The sequence below is a fragment of the Candidatus Pelagibacter bacterium nBUS_49 genome, from assembly GCF_051200925.1.
Classification (GTDB): domain Bacteria; phylum Pseudomonadota; class Alphaproteobacteria; order Pelagibacterales; family Pelagibacteraceae; genus Pelagibacter.
This window is the reverse complement of the sequence record NZ_CP172837.1, coordinates 1,036,970-1,055,594: the sequence shown is the minus strand read 5'-3', so window position 1 is coordinate 1,055,594 and position 18,625 is coordinate 1,036,970. Positions and strand designations below refer to the sequence as shown.

The following is an 18,625-nucleotide window of genomic DNA, read 5'->3' as shown; positions in this document are numbered from 1 at the left end:
AAAATTGTAAAAAAACAATTTTTCTTTTGAAGAATTTTATCTTTCAAGTAGATTAAAAAATTATGGCATTAAAAGAAACTATCGAGACAGAATATAAAAACGCTTTAAAAGCTAAAGATAAAATTAAAATATCAACCTACAGGTTAATTTTATCATCGATCAAGGATTTGGACATTGTCAACAGGTCTGGTCCTAACAAAAAGGATACTGATGATGAAGATATCAAAAAGCTTCTTAAAAAAATGGTTAAACAAAGAACCGAATCGATTGATATTTATAAGAAAAATAACAGAACAGATCTTTTAGAAATTGAGCAAAATGAATATGAAATTCTAACAGCATTTTTACCCAAACAACTTGGTGAAGAGGAAACTAAGAAAATTTGTGCCGACGTAATCTCAAAACTTGGAGCAAGCTCAGTTAAAGATATGGGCAAAGTAATGGGTGCTCTTAAAAAAGATTATGCAGATGAAATTGATTTTGCAAAAGCCGGACCTTTAATTAAGGAATTATTGGGCAATTAATGAAATACCCCAAAGAGTACCTTGATGAGATTAAGACAAGGCTTAAAGTTTCAACAGTTGTATCAAAGTCCGTAGCTTTAAAAAAAAGAGGCAAAGAATATGTAGGTTTATCTCCATTTAAAACTGAAAAAACTCCATCCTTTACTGTTAATGACGAAAAAGAATTTTATCATTGTTTTGCAACCTCAGAGCATGGAAATATTTTTGATTTTGTAATGAAAACTCAAAATTTTAAATTTGGTGAAGCTGTTAAGCACTTAGCACAATTAGCAGGCATGCAACCTTATATGTTTTCTAAACAAGATGAAGAAAGGGAAAAAAAATGGAAAGAGTATTTATCAATCTATAGTCAATATGTTGATTTTTATCATAGTGAATTGTTGAAAAATGAAAAACACTCCAATGCTAGAGACTATTTAAAAAATAGATCCTTAGGAAAAGATGAAGTTAAAAAATTTAAAATTGGATACATAGAAAAAAACCCAAGTTTTTTTAATAAATTAAAAAATGAATTTAGTGAAAAAACTTTAGTGGAAAGTGGATTGTTTTATTTAGATGAAAAGAAAAAAATATATGTTGAAAGATTTAGAGGAAGATTAATTTTTCCAATAAATAATATTTCAGGTCAACCTATTGCCTTAGGTGGAAGAATAATAGAAGACTTAGATTATTTAGCAAAATATATCAATTCACCAGAAACTAATTTTTTTAAAAAGGGTTCAAACTTATATAATTTAGACTCAGCTAGAAAATTATCTAACAAGTTAGATCACATTTATTTAGTTGAAGGATATATGGATGTTGTTGGTTTAAGTAAAAATGGAATTGAAAATGTTGTTGCAAACCTTGGCACTTCATTAACGGATAAACAAATTTTAACTTTAAACCAGTTCTTTGACGATATTATAATTTGCTTTGATGGAGATGAAAGTGGTTATAAAGCTGCTGTTAGAGCTGCAGAAAATTCTATTAAAGAATTGAGACCTGAAAAACAAATATCTTTTTTATTTTTACCAGACAAAGAAGATCCTGATAGTTACGTTAATAAACATGGCAAAAACTATTTTGTTGATTTTACTAAACAAAGCAAACTATCAATTCATCAATTTATTTTTAGTCATTATAAAAAACAAACTGAAAACAACCCTTCATCAATGGCAATATTTGAAAAAAAACTAAGATCTATAGCGAATACTATTAAAGATGATTTTATTAAAAAATATGTTCTTGAATACTTTTTAGAGAAAATTGCAGAGCTAACACCTCATTCTAACCAAAAAAAGAAAAAGTTTTATATTAAAAAAACAAAATCACTTGATTCTACTAAAAAATATTTTAACGAAAGCCAATCTGTAACAGGTGTAGAATTAAAAGAATTTTCTTTATTATATCTAATTCTTAACAACTTATCTTTTTTTCAAGCAAATATTCACTTGGCTGAAAATATTAAATTATTCACAGAAATAAATAAGCAAATATTTAATTCTATTTTAGAGAGGTTAAAATCAGGCGAGCAAATGAGTAAAGAAGATCTAAATTTAGATAATCAACTGTTGGATAAAATAAATAAATTTGCTTCAATCAAACATATTCTCAAAAACAAGACTGACAATGATGATCAAGTTATTGAGTTACTAGATGATATTTCAAAAGATTTATTTAATTATGATTTAGAGTTCAGAATTCAGGAATTAGAATCTAGGTTTTCAAAAGATATGAGCGAAACAACATTTAATGAGCTAAAAGAGCTTAAAAACGAGAGAAAAATCAACTAATCTTTATAAATTAGCAATGGATTTTTGCTTATTTGACATTATATAAGTCTTTCAAACTTATATTACTGTGGAAAGAATAATTACTAAATCATTTGCTAGATTGATGGGTCGTGGAACTCATAGAGGTTTTATTACTTATGAAGAGTTAAATAAATCTCTTGGTAAAAGAAATTTATCTGATGAAAATTTATCACAAGCTTTTATTCATATATTAGATGAGAGTGTAGCATTAGTAGAAAAAAAATCTGATTTCAAAGTTTTAAGAAAAAAAGAAGGATCGTCTAAAGAAGAAGGTAAGGCGATGGAGAAAAGTGATGATCCTATCAGAATGTATTTACGAGAAATGGGCGGTGTAGAGCTACTTTCAAGAGAAGGTGAGATTGCAATTGCAAAAAGAATTGAAGCTGGAAAAGATGTGATGTTGATTGCATTGTCACAAAGCCCAATGACTGCTCAACAGTTTTATGAGTGGAACGATCAATTACAAAAAGATGAAATTTTAGTTAGAGAAATTATTGATATTGATACGAATTACATGGAAGATGAGTCCACAGGACCTAGTGCAAAACAAAAAAACGCAGGTGAGACAGATAAAGATGAAAACTCAGGAGATGGCGATGATGATGATTTCAACCCTACACTTGCAGCGATGGAAACTGAGATTAAACCAAAAGTTTTAAAAACAGTAAATACACTAACAAAAGAATATACAAAATTAATAAAATATCAAAAAGAAAAACTTGATTGTGTTTTGAATTCTCAAAACTTTTCTCCAGCAAAAGAAAAAGGATACCAAAAGATCGTTGATGATATTTTAGAGAATATTAAGTCACTTCAATTATCCCCTTCCGTTTTAGAAGAGTTAGTGCAAAAGCACTATGTTGAAAATAAAAAAATTATATCTTTAGAAGGAAACCTTTTAAGACTTGCAATGGATCATAACATTCCAAGAAATGAGTTTATTAAGTTTTATATCGGAAATGAAATTAACCCAAATCTTAAAAAATTTTTAGATACTAATTCAATTTGGAAACAGTTTTTTGCAAAAAACAAGGAAGAGTTTAAAAATATTAGAGAAAGATTAATTGAGATTAGTCACAAGCTTGGAATATCTGTAACGGACTTTAAAAAATTAGTTAGCAGAGTTCAAAAAGGTGAAAAAGAGTCTAGAATTGCTAAAAAGGAAATGGTTGAAGCTAATTTAAGATTAGTAATATCAATTGCTAAAAAATATACTAATAGAGGTCTTCAGTTTTTAGATTTAATTCAAGAAGGTAATATTGGTTTGATGAAAGCTGTAGATAAATTTGAGTATAGAAGAGGTTATAAATTTTCTACATATGCTACATGGTGGATAAGACAAGCAATAACAAGATCAATTGCGGACCAAGCCAGAACTATAAGAATTCCAGTTCATATGATTGAAACAATTAATAAAATTGTAAGAACTCAAAGATTAATTTTAAGTGAGTTTGGTAGAGAGGCAACTCCTGAAGAATTAGCTCAAAAACTTAGAATGCCACTTGATAAAGTAAGAAAAGTTTTAAAAATTTCTAAAGAGCCCGTTTCATTAGAAAAACCTGTAGGTGACGAAGAAGATAGTAGTTTAGGGGACTTTATAGAAGACACAAAAGCATTAGCGCCTCTAGAGCAAGCAATTAAATCTAACCTTGGAGAAGCAACAACTAAAATTTTATCCACTTTAACTCCAAGAGAAGAGCGAGTTTTGAGAATGAGATTTGGTGTTGGAATGAATACAGATCATACTTTAGAAGAGGTTGGTCTTCAATTTTCTGTAACTAGAGAAAGAATTAGACAAATTGAGGCAAAAGCACTTAGAAAATTAAAACATCCTAGCAGATCCAAACAATTAAAAAGTTTCCTAGAAAGTTAATCATACTGGGCCGTTAGCTCAATAGTAGAGTACTGCATTGACATTGCAGGGGTAGTTGGAGCGTAACCAACACGGCCCACCATTTAAATATTATCTATAATTGATAACTTATAAAAAATGATATAATTAACATTATGATTTTGGGCCTGTAGCTCAGTTGGTTAGAGCAGTACACTCATAATGTATTGGTCCCAGGTTCGAGTCCTGGCGGGCCCACCAAATTCAATTAAATTATTGAGAAGAAAAGTCAGTTAAACTTCTTAAAAGAGCTTCAATATCCCCATCATTAGAATTGATAATTGAATTAAACTCCTCCTTTTGAGTTCTGGCCAAGCTTAATCCCTCAATTATTAAATCTCTAATCAATAAATTATCAGGGTTTTTTGTATAAACTCTCCATTCAATCTTAACTTCAGGTCTACTTTCTGTTCCAATAAGTTTACTTAATACTATTGTATAGTTTTTATTAATTTTATTTTTTGAAATAACTTCAATTTCTGGATTAGAATATTCAGCAAGTCTGCTCGAGAAACTTTTTAAAAAATATTCTTTAAATACAGCTTTATAATCTGACAGTTGATTTTTATTCAAATTTTTTCTGTGCGAGCCTAGAGAATACAGTCCTATTCCATTAATATCCACTGTATCTATCGCTATTTTTTTTAATTTTTCAATCCTTTCCTCTTTGGAAAGGTCTCCACTCAATGTATTTGCAGCTCTATTAACTGTTGATTGAATAAAAACATCAGATTCAATTGAAAGAGAAATATTAGTATTAGAGATAAAAATTATTGTAAATAAAAAAAAAGTAAGAATTTTTTTCATTTAATTATATTTAAGGTAGAATTATTTAGTTTCTATTTCTTCCCAATCACTATCATCCATTGTGTCTATGATAGTATTGGAATTTGATATCTTCATTTGTCTATCCTGTAAATATAAGCTTCTTACAGAAGCATAAAAATCCATGGAGTTTTTTTCTAAATTTTCAAATGAGTCAATATTCTTTGCTCTAAAATCTATTCCAGTAGTTGCTCTTGTGCTCCAATAATCAAACTCAGAAAAATGCTCAGTATCATTAGCAACAGTCACATTATACCAAGGATCTCCACCTACAACATTAACAAAAGAACCTATTGTATCTCTAACAGTAGATGGTCCAATCACAGGTAAAACCAGGTAACAGCCAGGCCCAAATCCTAAAGAGCCAAGTGTTTGCCCGTAATCCTCTTTTTCATATTCTGGAAATCCCATCATATCCGCCACATCAAATATTCCAACAACTCCAAATGTTGTGTTAATCACAAAACGACCAGTATTAATCCCTGCTTTTTTTAATTCTCCTTGTAGAATATTATTAGGGATTGTTGCTAGCGTAGATAAATTATCTAAAGCATTACTTGTTCCAGTTCTTAAAGGTGAAGGCAATACCCTATAAGCTTTCGCAACTGGTTTGAAAATTACTTTATCGAGACCTTGGTTAAAGGCAAATGTTGCTCTATTTAAAGGCTCAAAACAGTCTTTAATTTCAATTTCGGTTTGAGTATTTTTTTTTGAAAGTTCGTTTTTTCCATCCGAAGCTGCAAATGCAGATGAAGATAGCATTATTGCTATTATGGATACTTTTAACAATTTTTTCATTTAAATTACAATTATATAGTACATATTATCTTAATGTAAATCGTGATTAAGCTCAAATAATGACTAAAAAATGGCTTATAAAATAAGTTTAAACTACTCCCCAAACTTTGACTCTAAAAAAAGAAGAAAGAATCAAATTAAATTTATTATCTTCCACTACACAGGAATGAAAAGTGAAAAAGCTGCAATCAAAAGGCTTACTAATTTTAAGTCAGAAGTTAGTTGTAATTATTTTATCAAAAGAAATGGAGAGATTATTACTATGGTTCCTGATTTATATATAGCATGGCATGCAGGTAAATCATCGTGGAGAAAATATCATCTTTTAAATAAAGATTCTATTGGTATTGAGATTGCCAATCCTGGTCATAGGCATGGATATAAGAGATTCTCTAATTCTCAAATAAAATCTTTAACAAAATTAAGCAGATCTTTAATTAAGAAATATAGAATTAATTTAAAAAATATTTTAGGTCATTCTGATATTGCACCCCAGAGAAAGAAAGATCCAGGAGAAAAATTTCCTTGGGAATATTTGGCAAAAAAAAATATTGGCTTGTGGCATGACTTAAATAAAAAACTACTTTACAAAAATAGGAAAATAAAAATTGACATTAATCAAAAAAAAACATTCATTAAAAATCTAAATAAGATTGGGTATTCAATTCAAAAATCTAAAAAATTAGAACCTTACTCAGAACAAAATTTCAATCTAATTACGAAAGCTTTTCAAAGAAGATTTAGGCAAGACTTAATAAGTGGTACTATTGACAAAGAGTGTTTAATTATCAGTTGTAATTTAGTAAAAAAGCTTAATTAAATTTACTTGAAGTTTTAATGATTAGTATTAAATTAGGATTGCCAGATAAGTGATTTATCGCTTTAATTTATTAAAGAGGAAAGTCCGGGCTCCACAAGGATACAGTGCCAGATAACACCTGGCGGGGGTAACCCTAGGGATAGTGCCACAGAAAATAAACCGCCATAACATGGCAAGGGTGAAAAGGTGTGGTAAGAGCGCACCGGTTCTATTGGTAACAATGAACGCTGGAAAACCCCACTGGGAGCAAGACTAAGTAGAGATGACATTGTTGCAAAACTAAAAGCCATCCTTGGCTAGTCATCAGGGTTAGTTGCTTGAGCTTAAGAGTGATTTTAAGCCTAGACAAATGATAAATTTAAATGACAGAACCCGGCTTATAATTTATCTGGCAAAACTTTTTTAAGCTAAGGCTTGATAAAAAAAATGTTCCTGTTTTGACTTACTCTTGAGTCAGCTTTGTTCTTTTCTTTAAACCATAAGATGAATTGTGGATTAGAGCAATAACAGATCCCTATTATATACTTGATATTAAAAAAGTTATTAATAGTAGACAAAAATCATTAATAATCAGTATTTGACAGGATATTAAATAACCCATATATTCCCATATATTCCCAATTATGGAATTTAAAAATTATAAAATATATGTTTTTATCAACTTACGAGAACAAATTAGACAAAAAAGGAAGGGTTTCAGTGCCTGCTAGTTTTAGATCTCATTTATCTAATTTAGGATATAATGGTGTTATTTGTTATCCTTCATTTAATAATTCATCGATTGAAGCATGCTCCCAAGACAGAATTGAAAAAATTACTTCAGCAATAGATTCTTTAAATCCATTTGAAGAAAAAAGAGATTTCTTTGCAACATCTATTTTAGCTGAAAGTACTAATTTACAATTTGATAGTGAAGGCAGAATTTCACTTTCATCAAAATTATTAAAACATGCAAAAATTAAAAATAGCATGTTATTTGTTGGTCAAGGGCAAACATTCCAAATTTGGGAGCCAAATGCATTTGAAAAATTTAAGGTAACAGCCAGAAAAAAAGCAAATCTAAACCGAGCAAACCTTAAATGGGAAAAACATTTTAACAATAACGAGGGGAAATAACAGATGACAATTAACTTTAAAGCACCAGAAATTAAGGAATTACAACCACGACTTTTAGTAATGGGAGTTGGAGGAGCAGGTGGAAATGCAATAAATGAAATGATTGAAAATAATCTACAAGGCGTAGAGTTTATAGCAGTCAATACTGATGCACAGGATTTAAAGTTAAGTAAATGTAAAACAAGAATTCAAATTGGATTAAATTTAACTAAAGGTTTAGGAGCTGGTGCGAAACTAGACATAGGTCAAGCTGCAGCTGACGAGTCATTAAATGAAATTGTAAATACTTTACAAGGTGCAAATATGGTTTTTATTGCTGCTGGTATGGGTGGTGGAACGGGCACTGGTGCTGCTCATGTAATCGCTAGAGCTGCAAAGGAATTAAATATCTTAACTGTAGGTGTTGTAACTCTTCCATTTTTATATGAAGGCCCCTCAAGAATGAGAAGAGCGCAACAAGGTTTGGAAGAACTAAGAAAACATGTTGATACAATTATAGTAATTCCAAATCAAAACTTATTTAAAATTGCCAATGAACAAACAACATTTGAAGACTCATTTAATCTTTCAAATAACGTTTTAATGCATGGTGTTCAAAGTATAACTGATTTAATGGTCAGACCAGGTTTAATCAATCTTGATTTTGCTGATGTAGAAACTGTAATGGCTTCAATGGGCAAAGCAATGATGGGAACTGGAGAAGCAGAAGGAGAAGGAAGAGCGCTTAAAGCAGCAGAGATGGCAGTAAGTAATCCATTAATTGATGATTACACTCTTAAAGGCGCAAAGGGTTTACTAGTCAATATCACTGGTGGCAAAGACCTTAAACTCTTTGAAGTTGATGAAGCAGTCAACAAAGTTAGAGCTGAAGTTGATCCAGAGGCAGAATTAATTATTGGAGCAATTACTGATGCTGAATTAGATGGAAAAATGAGAGTTTCAATTGTTGCCACATCGCTAGATGGTCAACAACCAGAGACTAAATCTGTGATAAACATGGTTCATCGTATTCAAAATAGAAATCCAGGATATTCAGATTTTTCAAACATTGGATCATCTGCATCTTTTAACTTTTCAAATTCGATTTCTACTCCTGTTACACATGGTGCAAATGCACTCAAAGTTGAGAATGAAATTGTTCAAGAGCAAACTCAAGAACATATTAATTCAAGTGTTGTGAATGAAGAGTCAATTCACAGCGATAGTCTTGAAACAGAAAGCGTTATTGAAGATAGTTCTGTTAACGAAATGGAAAAATCTTTTACCCAAGAAGCAATGGAGACAACTGATGAGCAAACAGTTGAAGAGAGTATTCAAGAAGATGTTTCTAATGATCTTAAAGAATTTGGTGTTGATTCAGACGCTCCAGATTTATTTAGCTCAGAAACTGAAAATCTAAGTTCGGATGATTTACTATCTTCAAATAATGAAGAAGATGATGATCTTGAAATACCAGCTTTCTTAAGAAGACAAAAAAATTAATGGTCTTCAAAGAAATAAATGGAAGCCACCATAGTACCGGAAGTACAAAAGCATTATCCTGTACTGCTAAAAGAAATTATTAGTATTATTTCCCCTCAATATGGTGGCACATTTATTGACTGCACCTTTGGTCAAGGTGGTTATTCTAAAAGAATATTAGAGTTTGAAAATACTAAAGTAATAGCTTTAGATCGAGATATTGAAAGTGAAGTAAAAGCCAATCAATTAAAGGATAAATTTGATGATAGGTTTTTATTTAAAAACATTAAATTTAGTCAAATAAACAATCTAAAACTTAAAAACGAAAATATTAAAGGAATAATATTCGATCTTGGTTATTCTTACGTTCAAATTAAAGATCCTAAAAAGGGCCTGTCATTTGAGTCTAAAGGCAACTTGAATATGCAAATGGGTTTGAATAATTATTCTGCTGAAGATGTAATAAATAAACTTGATGAAAAAGAGTTAGATAAAATATTCAAATTTTTTGGAGAAGAAAAAGAAAGTAAATTTATAGCTAGAAATATTATCAAAGAAAGATCGAAGAAAAAAATAGACACTCAAACACTTGTTGAAATCATAAATAAAACAAAAAGAAAAAAGAACTTTAAAGTTCATAGCGCTACAAAAGTTTTTCAAGCTTTAAGAATTTTAGTTAATAGAGAAATAAGTGAATTAATTTTTGGACTAATTAATGCAACCAAGGTTTTAAAGAAAGATGGTGTATTAGCAGTAGTTACATTCCATTCATTAGAAGATAAAATTGTAAAATATTTTTTCAAAAGTCTTTCTGAGAAAAAAAGTATCTCAAGATATGCCCCAATTACAGACCAGCCAGAAACATTACTTAAATTAAATGAAAAAAAAGCAATTACACCCTCTGATGAAGAGATAAGTGAAAACTTACCATCAAGATCAGCAAAACTTAGATATGTGATTAAAAAAAATGACTTTTATGATTTTAAAACTGACGTTCTAGAACAATTTAGTAACTTAATTGAGATAGAAAATTTTGGAAATAAGTTATGAAAAAAATTGCCCTAGTATTAGTTATTTTTTCATTAATTTTATTTACCGCAATTATAAAAAATTCTGCCAAAAAAAATGAGGATAAACTTTTCACAGTAAAAGAAAATATTAGAATTTTAAATTCAGAACTTGAGAAGATCAAGTTGGAGTTTGATTACCTGAGTTCTTCTGACAAATTATTAGAGTTTCAATCATTATATTTTGAAAATGATTTAATACAAAAAAAAATTGAAAATATAAAAGTCTTTAAAATTACAAATAAAGATAAAGAGATTAAAAATTTAAAAATAATTAGCGAATAATGAAAAAATTAAAATCAAAAATTATTATTGAAGATTATAAAAAAAATTTTGATTATAAAAAAAATAATACAAGTTTAAATATTGAATTTAATAGAGTGGCGTTTGTATTCTTTTTCTTTTTTATTATTTATTTAATTTATACTATTCATTTAATCCATCTTGGATCTCGTAAATCTAAGATAGAATTAAATAATAATGTGACAACGTTTGCAAATAAACTCTATAGAGCTGATATAATTGATATAAATGGCAATTATTTAGCTAAAACGGTCAAATCTATAGATATAGGCATAAAGACATCAGATGTAATAGATAAGAAAAAACTTTTATTAAGCTTAAATATCATTTTTCCAAATAAAGATTTTAATAAAATTAAAAAGCAACTCGATATAAAAAAGTTTTTTTGGTTAGAAAAAAAAGTCTCAGAGGAAAACTATGAAAAATTAATGAAACTTGGAGATAATTCTATAAAACCTGAGGAAAAGGTTTTAAGGATGTATCCTCAAAAAAATCTTTTTAGCCATATTATTGGTCAAATAGATGATGATAATAATGGAATTTCAGGTTTAGAAAAATCATTCGATGAGGTTCTTAGAAATTCAAAAAAACCAATAAAACTTACAGTCGATAAGGATGTACAATTTTTAATACGAAAAGAACTAATTAAATATCAAGAAATTTTTAAAAGCAAAGGCAGTGCTGCACTACTCATGAATGTGAATAATGGAAATATACTTTCACTTATTTCATTACCTGATTTCAATCCTAATGAAAGACAAAATATAACTGATGTTAATTTTATTAATAGAGTAACTAAAGGAACTTATGAGCTCGGCTCAGTTTTCAAACCATTCACATTTGCAAGTGCTTTAAACGAAGATTTAATAAAACCAGAAACTGAGTTTTTAGATTTACCAAAATCTATTCGTTGTGATAAACATAGGATTGGAGAATATGACAATAAAATTCCCTCAGATCTCACAGCAGAACAGATTTTGATTAGATCAGGTAATATTGGCTCTGTTAGAATTGCTCAATTAGTAGGACCAGAAAAACATAAATCTTTTTTGAAAAAAATAGGTGTATTAAATTCAATTGATTTTGATATAGATGAAATAGCTCCTCAAAAAGATTATAATTTTGGTAAATGTAGATTAGCTACAGCTTCATTTGGCCATGGAGTTGCAACTACAATTCTTCAGTTAGCAAAAGGTTATGCGGTAATATCTAATGGAGGTTATGATATTAAACCGAGTTTAATTAACAAAACCACTAAAACTAAAGAAAAAAAAAGTAGATTAATTAATAAAGAAGTTTCCGACCAAGTTGTTACGACTTTAAGAAAAATTGTAAATACAGAAGAGGGTACTGCAAAATTTGCTGACGTATTAAATTATGAGATTGGTGGCAAAACAGGAACTGCTGATCAACCAAAAGAAGGATCTTATTCTGAGGCAAAGATAAATACTTTTGCTTCAATATTCCCAACATCAAATCCACAATATGTATTTGTTGTTATGTTGGACACGCCCCAAAAAGCGAAAGATTATTATTATAAATATAGGCACCAAAAAGGAGGATGGAAAGGAACCTTGTATAATACAGCGGGTTGGACCTCAGTAGAGGTAGCTGGAAAAATAATGGATAAAATTGGGCCTATTTTAGCCACAAAATATCTAGAAATTAATTAATTATGCTCCTAGGCGATTATTTTCAAAACATTCAAGCAACCTATAAAAAATTTTTTTTTTCAGGAATTTCTTTTGACAGCACTCAAATAAAAAAAAATAATATTTTTTTTGCAATTAAAGGAAATAAAATAGATGGAAATGACTTTATACTATCTGCAATATCTAACGGTGCAAAAATAGTAGTAACTGAAAAAAAAATTAATGGACTAAAAAATGGTATTTTATTTATTTACTCAAATAAAATTAGAAAATTATTAGCCGAAATATCATTTAAAATTAATAATAAAATACCAAATAATATTATCGCAGTTACAGGTACAAATGGAAAATCTTCTATTGCCGATTTTTATTATCAAATATTAGATTTGAATAATAAAAAAGTTGCTTCTATTGGAACATTGGGTGTTAAATCAAGAAAATATAAAAAAGATTTATCTAATACTACTATAGATCCAATTCAATTAAGTAAAATTTTAAATAAATTAAAAAAACAAAATATTAACAATGTTATTATGGAAGCATCTAGTCATGGTCTAAGTCAAAACAGGCTAGATGGCTTATTGTTTAATACAGGAATATTTACAAATTTATCACAAGATCATTTGGATTATCATAAAAATACAAAAAATTATTTAAAAGCAAAACTATATCTATTTGAAAAATTAATCAAAAAAAGAGGCAATATAATAACCGATGAACAAATACCAGAATTCAAAAAAATAAAAGATATAGCAAACAATAAAAATTTAAATCTTTTTTCATTATTAGATAATAAAAATAATTTTCAATTTTTATCTCATCAATATCAGGGAGAGTCTCAATTGTTGGAGATAAAATATAAAAATTTAATTCATAAAATTAAACTTAATCTGATTGGAAAAGTTCAATTTAAAAATGTATTAATGGCAGTCATTGCCTCAATTAAAAGCAGTATCAATATTAAAGACATACTTAGTGTAATACCAAAAATTAAGTCTGTAGAGGGAAGATTTGAAAAAGTTGGTAAAATAAAAAATAACTCAAAGGTAATCTTAGATTATGCACATACGCCAGATGCTTTAAAAACTTGTCTTACAAATATAAAAGAACAATTTCCGGGAAAAAAAATAACACTAGTATTTGGCTGTGGTGGAAATAGAGATCAAAATAAAAGAGCTAAAATGGGTAAAATTGCTGATCTTTTTTCAGATAAAATTTATCTTACTGATGATAATCCAAGACTAGAACAGCCTAGTAAAATAAGAAAAGACATCAAAAAGGGAATAAAAAAACAAAAAGTATTGGAATATTCTAATAGAGCTAAAGCAATTACAGAGGCAATAAAAAACTTAAATACAGGTGAGATTTTACTTGTAGCTGGAAAAGGTCACGAAAAAATTCAAGAAATTGGTGTAAAAAAAATTTTTTTCTCAGATAAAAAAAATATCCTTGATGCAATCAAAATTAAAAATTCAAATTTATCAAATAATTTAAAGGTTAATATAATTAACGAGCTTAGTGCAGAAAAAAAAATATCTAACCAAATCTTTTTGGAGAAAGCTAGAATTAATTCAAAAGAAATAAAAAAAAATGATATTTTTTTTGCAATTAAGGGAAAAAAAAATGATGGTAACAAATTTATAAGTGAAGCTTTCAAGAAAAAAGCATCAATTGCAGTAGTCAATAAAATTGAAAAAAAATTAAATATTTCTCGTCAAATTAAAAGCAAAGACTCTTTAAAATTTTTAACAAAAAGTTCTGAGCTGTATAGAGAAAATATAAAAACAAAAATTATTGCTATAACGGGAAGTTGTGGAAAAACTACATTAAAAGAGTTATTGGGTAATTCATTGAAACAGATATCCACAGTTGGTATTTCACCTAAATCTTATAATAATAAGTATGGAGTTCCATTAAGTCTTTTTAATTTAAATCAAAAAAATAATTATGGAGTTTTAGAAATTGGGATGGATAAAAAGGGTGAAATTGATTATTTATCTAAAATTGTAAAACCAGATGTTAGTGTGATTACCAATATTAATTATGCACACGCTAAGAATTTTAAAAATATAAAACAAATTGCTTTAGCAAAATCAGAAATAATTAATAATACAAAAATTAATGGAGTTATTGTCCTAAACGCAGATGATAATTTTTATACTTTGCTTAAAAGAATAGCAAAAAAAAGAAGACTTAGAATTTTATCATTTAGTATTGATAATCAAAATGCCAATATAAAATTAGTAAGTATTAAAAAAATTACTAACAAGTTTAAAGCAACAATTAGAGTTAATAATTTAAAAACATATTTTTTTATTTCTAATAATTTTCAAAATAACATCTTAAATATTTTAGCTACTTTAGCTGTAATGAGTATTTTTATAGATATATCTAAATTGAAAAAAAATATTTTTATGGGATTTAAAACACCAGAAGGTAGAGGAGATATTGCTAAAATTGAGATTAATAATAAAAAATTAAATCTGGTAGATGAAAGTTATAATTCAAACCCGTTGTCTCTTAAATCTGCAATTTTAAATTTTGATAAAATTAAAATTTACAAAGAAAAAAAATATCTATTATTGGGTGATATGTTAGAACTTGGAAAACATTCAAAAAAGCTTCATCAAACTATAGGAAAAATAATCAATAACACAAAAATAGACAAAGTCTTTGTAAAAGGAAATAAAGTTTTATTTACATACAATTCTGTTTTAAAAAAGAAAAGAGGCATGGTGTTGAATAACAACTCACAAATTATTGATTTGATTAAAAATGATTTAAATAATAATGATTATCTTATGATTAAGGGCTCAAATGCGACAGGATTCAATAGAATAATAAGCGAAATTAAAGGAGAGAAATAAATGCTTTATCAGTTTTTACTTAATTTTGTTGATACCTTTGGGTTTTTAAACGTCTTTAAATACATTACCTTTAGAACAGGGCTATCCTTATTTACTTCATTAATTATAGTTTTGTTAATTGGTGGACCTTTTATAAATTTTTTTTCAAATAAAAAAATTGTTAATCCTATACGTGATGATGGTCCACAAGATCATATTATAAAAAAAATTGGTACTCCAACTATGGGAGGAGTAATCATTTTGTTTGGATTACTACTTTCTGTATTATTTTGGGGGGATTTATCAAACACAAGTATTTTATTTTGTATCTACATTGCCATTTCATTTGGTTTACTTGGAGCCTTTGATGATTATAAAAAAATAAAACATAATAATTCTTCAGGAATTTCATCTAAATTTAAAATATTATCACAAGTTATATTAGCTATATTTGGAACTAGTTTATTTCTTTATTTTGTTGATTATCAAGAAATTACAAATTTATATTTTCCATTTTTTAAAAATTTAATAATTAATCTAGGGTGGTTTTTTATACCTTTTTCTGTATTTGTAATTGTAGGTTCATCAAATGCAGTTAATTTAACAGATGGACTTGATGGATTAGCTACAGTCCCTGTAATTTTAGTTGCAGGTTGTTTTGCATTTATAAGTTATGTAACTGGAAATATTGTTTTTTCTGATTATTTACAAATTCCATACATTGAAGGTACTGGTGAGGTCTCAATTTTTTGTGGTGCAATCATAGGATCATGTTTAGGGTTTCTATGGTTTAATGCTCCACCTGCTAAAATTTTTATGGGAGACACAGGCTCTTTAGCGCTTGGAGGCTCTTTAGGTGCTGTTGGAATAATTACAAAACATGAAATAGTATTAGCGATTACAGGTGGGTTATTCGTTCTAGAGGCTGTTTCGGTAATGGTACAAGTAATTTCTTTTAAATTAACTGGAAAAAGAATTTTTAAAATGGCACCAATACATCATCATTTTGAAAAAAAAGGGTGGCCAGAGTCAACTGTGGTTATTAGGTTTTGGATCATTTCAATCATTTTAGCAATGATAGGTTTGGCCACTTTAAAATTAAGATAATGATTGAAGATAAAAATATTTTTTTAGAAAAAAAAATATTAATCTATGGTTTGGGAAAAAGTGGAATTGCTTCATATAAGTTTTTAAAAAATAAAGCTAAAGTATATTTATTTGATGATGATTTAAAAAAAAAATTTGAAAATCAATCAAATCAAAGGCTAAAAAACATTCAGGCAACATCTAAAATTAAGTTTGATAGTGTCATTATCAGCCCCGGAATAAATGTTTTAAAATGTAAATTATCTAAATTTCTTAAAAAGAATAAATCTAAAATTTATACTGATTTAGATGTATTCTACACATTTTACAAAAATAAATGCATCGCTATCACAGGAACAAATGGAAAATCAACCACTGCTAAAATATTACATGAGGTTTTGTCAGATCAAAAGTATGATTGTAGATTAGTTGGTAACATTGGAAATCCAGTATTATGTGAAAAAAAAATTAACAAAAATACTATTTTTGTGGTTGAAGCTTCATCATATCAACTAGATTATAGTCAATTATTTACTTCAAAATATTCAGCAATACTAAATATTAGTCCTGATCACATAGAAAGACATAGAAACTTAAAAAATTATATAAGTGCGAAATTTAAGCTATTAAATTCACAATCTAGAGATTCTATAGCATTTGTAAAAAAAAATGACGTACTAATAAATAAAAAGTTAAATAGCAAAAGATATAATCCAAAGATTATTAAAGTTGATTTAAAAAAAGCTAATACAATAATTAAAATAATCAAAAATAAATACTTCTTATCTGCAGGTAACTTAGAAAATCTATCATTTATTTTAAAGATTTCAGAAAAATTAAATTTAAATAATAAAATATTAATTAAAACTTTAAATAGATTTAAAGGATTAAAATATCGACAACAAATTATCTATAAAAATAAAAATTTAACAATAATTAATGATTCGAAATCAACAAGTTTTGCCTCATCAGAAAATTTGTTAAAAAATTTAAAAAATGTTTATTGGATTTTAGGTGGTATCCCCAAAAAAGGTGATAAATTAAATTTATCTAAAATACATTGTAAGAATTTTAAAACGTTTGTATTTGGTAACCACTATAAAGAATTTAAAAAAAATATTAGAAATAAAATTCATATCAATCATTTAAAATATTTAAAAGATATATTAAAAGAAATATTTTCTGATTTAAAAAATAAGAAGTTAAAAAAAAATATCATACTCTTCAGTCCAGCTGGGGCATCATTTGATAGTTTTAAAAATTTTGAAGATAGGGGAAAATATTTTAATCAATTAATTAAAAAATTTCTTAATGCAAAATAGTATTTTTTTATATAAATTTTATTATCAATGGTGGAAGAATATAGACAAATCGATATTTTTACTTATTAGTTTATTATTTTTAATTGGACTTTTTTTCTCATTAGTTTCTACATCATTAATTGCTTCTGATAAATTAGAAACAAATAGCTACTTCTTTTTTTTTAAGCATTTAATCTATATTTTAATTGGCATATTTATAATTTTTATTTTTTCTTCTTTAAAAACTAACCAATTATTTCATTACTCTCATTTTCTTTTTTTTATTACTTTGGTTGCTTTACTTTTAGTCCCCATTATTGGTGTTGAAGTTAAGGGATCAAAAAGATGGATAGATTTATTTTTTTTACCAAGATTTCAACCCATTGAACTATTAAAACCATTTTTCATTATCATGATTTCAACTATTTTATGTAGTGTAAGAACTTCAAATATTTATTTAAAATATTTATTATCAATAGTCTTAGTATCTATAATTGTTTTGTTTCTTATAATGCAACCAGATATAGGTCAAACTCTTCTTGTTATTTTCTCTTGGGCAGTTTTAATTTTTACATCTGGAGTAAACATCTTTTTACTTTTTAGTCTTTCCACTATTGCTTTAATTTTATTAACTTACTTAATTATGTACGTACCTAAGTTTGATTATATTCAAAGTAGGATTTTTTCTTTTTTTAATAGAGATACAGGAACACATAATTTTCAATCTGACAAAGCTATCGAGTCCATTACTAGTGGCGGTTTCTTTGGTAAAGGAATTGGTGAAGGAACTTTAAAAAATCGAGTACCAGAAGCACACACTGATTATATAATCTCTGTAATTTCTGAAGAGTTTGGTGTTGTTGCCATAATATTAATATTATTATTATTTTTAATTTTTATTTATATGGTTTTTAAAAAAATAAATTTTGAAAAAGATGATAAAATTAAACTTGTTTTAATCGGATGTGTGAGCTTAATTTTAATGCAAGCAACTATTCATATAGGTGTTAATATCAGATTGTTTCCCACCACAGGTATGACTTTACCATTTTTGAGTTATGGAGGTTCTTCAATAATAAGTATCTCAATAATATCAGGCATAATCTTAAATTTAACAAAAAGAAAAATAGAAAATTAAA

The 18,625-nt window shown here is 27.4% G+C and carries 15 protein-coding genes, 2 tRNA genes and 1 other RNA gene; 16 read left to right on the top strand and 2 right to left on the bottom strand.

Annotated features, from left to right (window positions below; translation table 11 throughout):
- Positions 1–62 precede the first annotated feature (62 nt).
- From ACIJYF_RS05780 to ACIJYF_RS05760, 5 genes are all read left to right on the top strand, one after another.
- Positions 63–524 carry a GatB/YqeY domain-containing protein gene (locus ACIJYF_RS05780; protein ID WP_435115960.1) on the top strand — a complete coding sequence of 154 codons (462 nt, stop codon included), beginning with the start codon at positions 63–65 and terminating at the stop codon, positions 522–524.
- Positions 524–2,299 carry a DNA primase gene (gene dnaG, locus ACIJYF_RS05775; RefSeq protein ID WP_435115958.1) on the top strand — a complete coding sequence of 592 codons (1,776 nt, stop codon included), beginning with the start codon at positions 524–526 and terminating at the stop codon, positions 2,297–2,299. The genes ACIJYF_RS05780 and dnaG overlap by 1 nt, the downstream gene beginning before the upstream one ends.
- Before the next feature lie 67 nt (positions 2,300–2,366).
- Positions 2,367–4,193 carry an RNA polymerase sigma factor RpoD gene (gene rpoD, locus ACIJYF_RS05770; protein WP_435115956.1) on the top strand — a complete coding sequence of 609 codons (1,827 nt, stop codon included), beginning with the start codon at positions 2,367–2,369 and terminating at the stop codon, positions 4,191–4,193.
- A 7-nt stretch (positions 4,194–4,200) separates the two neighbouring features.
- Positions 4,201–4,275 (top strand) — tRNA-Val (locus tag ACIJYF_RS05765).
- 60 nt (positions 4,276–4,335) lie between these two features.
- Positions 4,336–4,412 (top strand) — tRNA-Ile (locus ACIJYF_RS05760).
- Positions 4,413–4,424: 12 nt separating this feature from the next.
- Here the strand turns inward: ACIJYF_RS05760 and ACIJYF_RS05755 are convergent.
- A complete protein-coding gene (locus tag ACIJYF_RS05755) occupies positions 4,425–5,018 on the bottom strand; it encodes an MlaC/ttg2D family ABC transporter substrate-binding protein (protein ID WP_435115954.1) in 594 nt (197 codons plus the stop codon).
- Positions 5,019–5,039: 21 nt separating this feature from the next.
- Positions 5,040–5,834 carry an MlaA family lipoprotein gene (locus ACIJYF_RS05750; protein WP_435115952.1) on the bottom strand — a complete coding sequence of 265 codons (795 nt, stop codon included), beginning with the start codon at positions 5,832–5,834 and terminating at the stop codon, positions 5,040–5,042.
- Positions 5,835–5,904: 70 nt separating this feature from the next.
- On the opposite strand from ACIJYF_RS05750, the gene ACIJYF_RS05745 reads away from it, so the two are divergent.
- From ACIJYF_RS05745 to ACIJYF_RS05695, 11 genes are all read left to right on the top strand, one after another.
- Positions 5,905–6,654, top strand: coding sequence for an N-acetylmuramoyl-L-alanine amidase (locus tag ACIJYF_RS05745; protein WP_435115951.1), 750 nt, complete (start codon positions 5,905–5,907; stop codon positions 6,652–6,654).
- A 41-nt stretch (positions 6,655–6,695) separates the two neighbouring features.
- Positions 6,696–7,050, top strand: an RNA gene (gene rnpB, locus ACIJYF_RS05740) — RNase P RNA component class A.
- A gap of 252 nt (positions 7,051–7,302) precedes the next feature.
- Positions 7,303–7,770 carry a division/cell wall cluster transcriptional repressor MraZ gene (mraZ, locus tag ACIJYF_RS05735; protein WP_435115950.1) on the top strand — a complete coding sequence of 156 codons (468 nt, stop codon included), beginning with the start codon at positions 7,303–7,305 and terminating at the stop codon, positions 7,768–7,770.
- A gap of 3 nt (positions 7,771–7,773) precedes the next feature.
- A complete protein-coding gene (gene ftsZ, locus ACIJYF_RS05730) occupies positions 7,774–9,252 on the top strand; it encodes a cell division protein FtsZ (RefSeq protein ID WP_435115948.1) in 1,479 nt (492 codons plus the stop codon).
- An 18-nt stretch (positions 9,253–9,270) separates the two neighbouring features.
- Complete coding sequence (gene rsmH / locus ACIJYF_RS05725) at positions 9,271–10,281, top strand: 16S rRNA (cytosine(1402)-N(4))-methyltransferase RsmH (RefSeq protein ID WP_435115946.1); 1,011 nt, start codon at positions 9,271–9,273, stop codon at positions 10,279–10,281.
- Positions 10,278–10,583 (top strand): cell division protein FtsL, encoded by a 306-nt coding sequence (locus tag ACIJYF_RS05720; RefSeq protein WP_435115944.1) that lies wholly within the window; start codon positions 10,278–10,280, stop codon positions 10,581–10,583. Before rsmH ends, ACIJYF_RS05720 begins: the two co-directional genes overlap by 4 nt.
- Positions 10,583–12,274 carry a peptidoglycan D,D-transpeptidase FtsI family protein gene (locus tag ACIJYF_RS05715; protein WP_435115942.1) on the top strand — a complete coding sequence of 564 codons (1,692 nt, stop codon included), beginning with the start codon at positions 10,583–10,585 and terminating at the stop codon, positions 12,272–12,274. Before ACIJYF_RS05720 ends, ACIJYF_RS05715 begins: the two co-directional genes overlap by 1 nt.
- 2 nt (positions 12,275–12,276) lie before the next feature.
- Positions 12,277–15,120 carry a UDP-N-acetylmuramoyl-L-alanyl-D-glutamate--2,6-diaminopimelate ligase gene (locus tag ACIJYF_RS05710; protein WP_435115940.1) on the top strand — a complete coding sequence of 948 codons (2,844 nt, stop codon included), beginning with the start codon at positions 12,277–12,279 and terminating at the stop codon, positions 15,118–15,120.
- Entirely contained in the window at positions 15,121–16,206 is a 1,086-nt protein-coding gene (gene mraY / locus ACIJYF_RS05705; RefSeq protein ID WP_435115938.1) for a phospho-N-acetylmuramoyl-pentapeptide-transferase, read from the top strand. It begins immediately after the preceding gene.
- Entirely contained in the window at positions 16,206–17,507 is a 1,302-nt protein-coding gene (gene murD, locus ACIJYF_RS05700) for a UDP-N-acetylmuramoyl-L-alanine--D-glutamate ligase (protein WP_435115936.1), read from the top strand. The genes mraY and murD overlap by 1 nt, the downstream gene beginning before the upstream one ends.
- Positions 17,497–18,624: an FtsW/RodA/SpoVE family cell cycle protein gene (locus ACIJYF_RS05695; protein WP_435115934.1), complete on the top strand. Its 1,128-nt coding sequence runs from the start codon at positions 17,497–17,499 to the stop codon at positions 18,622–18,624. Before murD ends, ACIJYF_RS05695 begins: the two co-directional genes overlap by 11 nt.
- Position 18,625: the final 1 nt, after the last annotated feature.

Excerpts from the sequence above, each read along its gene's own strand:
- dnaG (WP_435115958.1), top strand. The coding sequence starts at position 524 with ATGAAATACCCCAAAGAGTACCTTGATGAGATTAAGACAAGGCTTAAA.
- ftsZ (WP_435115948.1), top strand. The coding sequence starts at position 7,774 with ATGACAATTAACTTTAAAGCACCAGAAATTAAGGAATTACAACCACGA.
- ACIJYF_RS05715 (WP_435115942.1), top strand. The coding sequence starts at position 10,583 with ATGAAAAAATTAAAATCAAAAATTATTATTGAAGATTATAAAAAAAAT.
- murD (WP_435115936.1), top strand. The coding sequence starts at position 16,206 with ATGATTGAAGATAAAAATATTTTTTTAGAAAAAAAAATATTAATCTAT.
- ACIJYF_RS05750 (WP_435115952.1), bottom strand. The coding sequence starts at position 5,834 with ATGAAAAAATTGTTAAAAGTATCCATAATAGCAATAATGCTATCTTCA.
- ACIJYF_RS05720 (WP_435115944.1), top strand. The coding sequence starts at position 10,278 with ATGAAAAAAATTGCCCTAGTATTAGTTATTTTTTCATTAATTTTATTT.
- ACIJYF_RS05755 (WP_435115954.1), bottom strand. The coding sequence starts at position 5,018 with ATGAAAAAAATTCTTACTTTTTTTTTATTTACAATAATTTTTATCTCT.
- ACIJYF_RS05745 (WP_435115951.1), top strand. The coding sequence starts at position 5,905 with ATGGCTTATAAAATAAGTTTAAACTACTCCCCAAACTTTGACTCTAAA.
- rsmH (WP_435115946.1), top strand. The coding sequence starts at position 9,271 with ATGGAAGCCACCATAGTACCGGAAGTACAAAAGCATTATCCTGTACTG.
- ACIJYF_RS05695 (WP_435115934.1), top strand. The coding sequence starts at position 17,497 with ATGCAAAATAGTATTTTTTTATATAAATTTTATTATCAATGGTGGAAG.
- ACIJYF_RS05710 (WP_435115940.1), top strand. The coding sequence starts at position 12,277 with ATGCTCCTAGGCGATTATTTTCAAAACATTCAAGCAACCTATAAAAAA.
- ACIJYF_RS05780 (WP_435115960.1), top strand. The coding sequence starts at position 63 with ATGGCATTAAAAGAAACTATCGAGACAGAATATAAAAACGCTTTAAAA.
- mraZ (WP_435115950.1), top strand. The coding sequence starts at position 7,303 with ATGTTTTTATCAACTTACGAGAACAAATTAGACAAAAAAGGAAGGGTT.
- mraY (WP_435115938.1), top strand. The coding sequence starts at position 15,121 with ATGCTTTATCAGTTTTTACTTAATTTTGTTGATACCTTTGGGTTTTTA.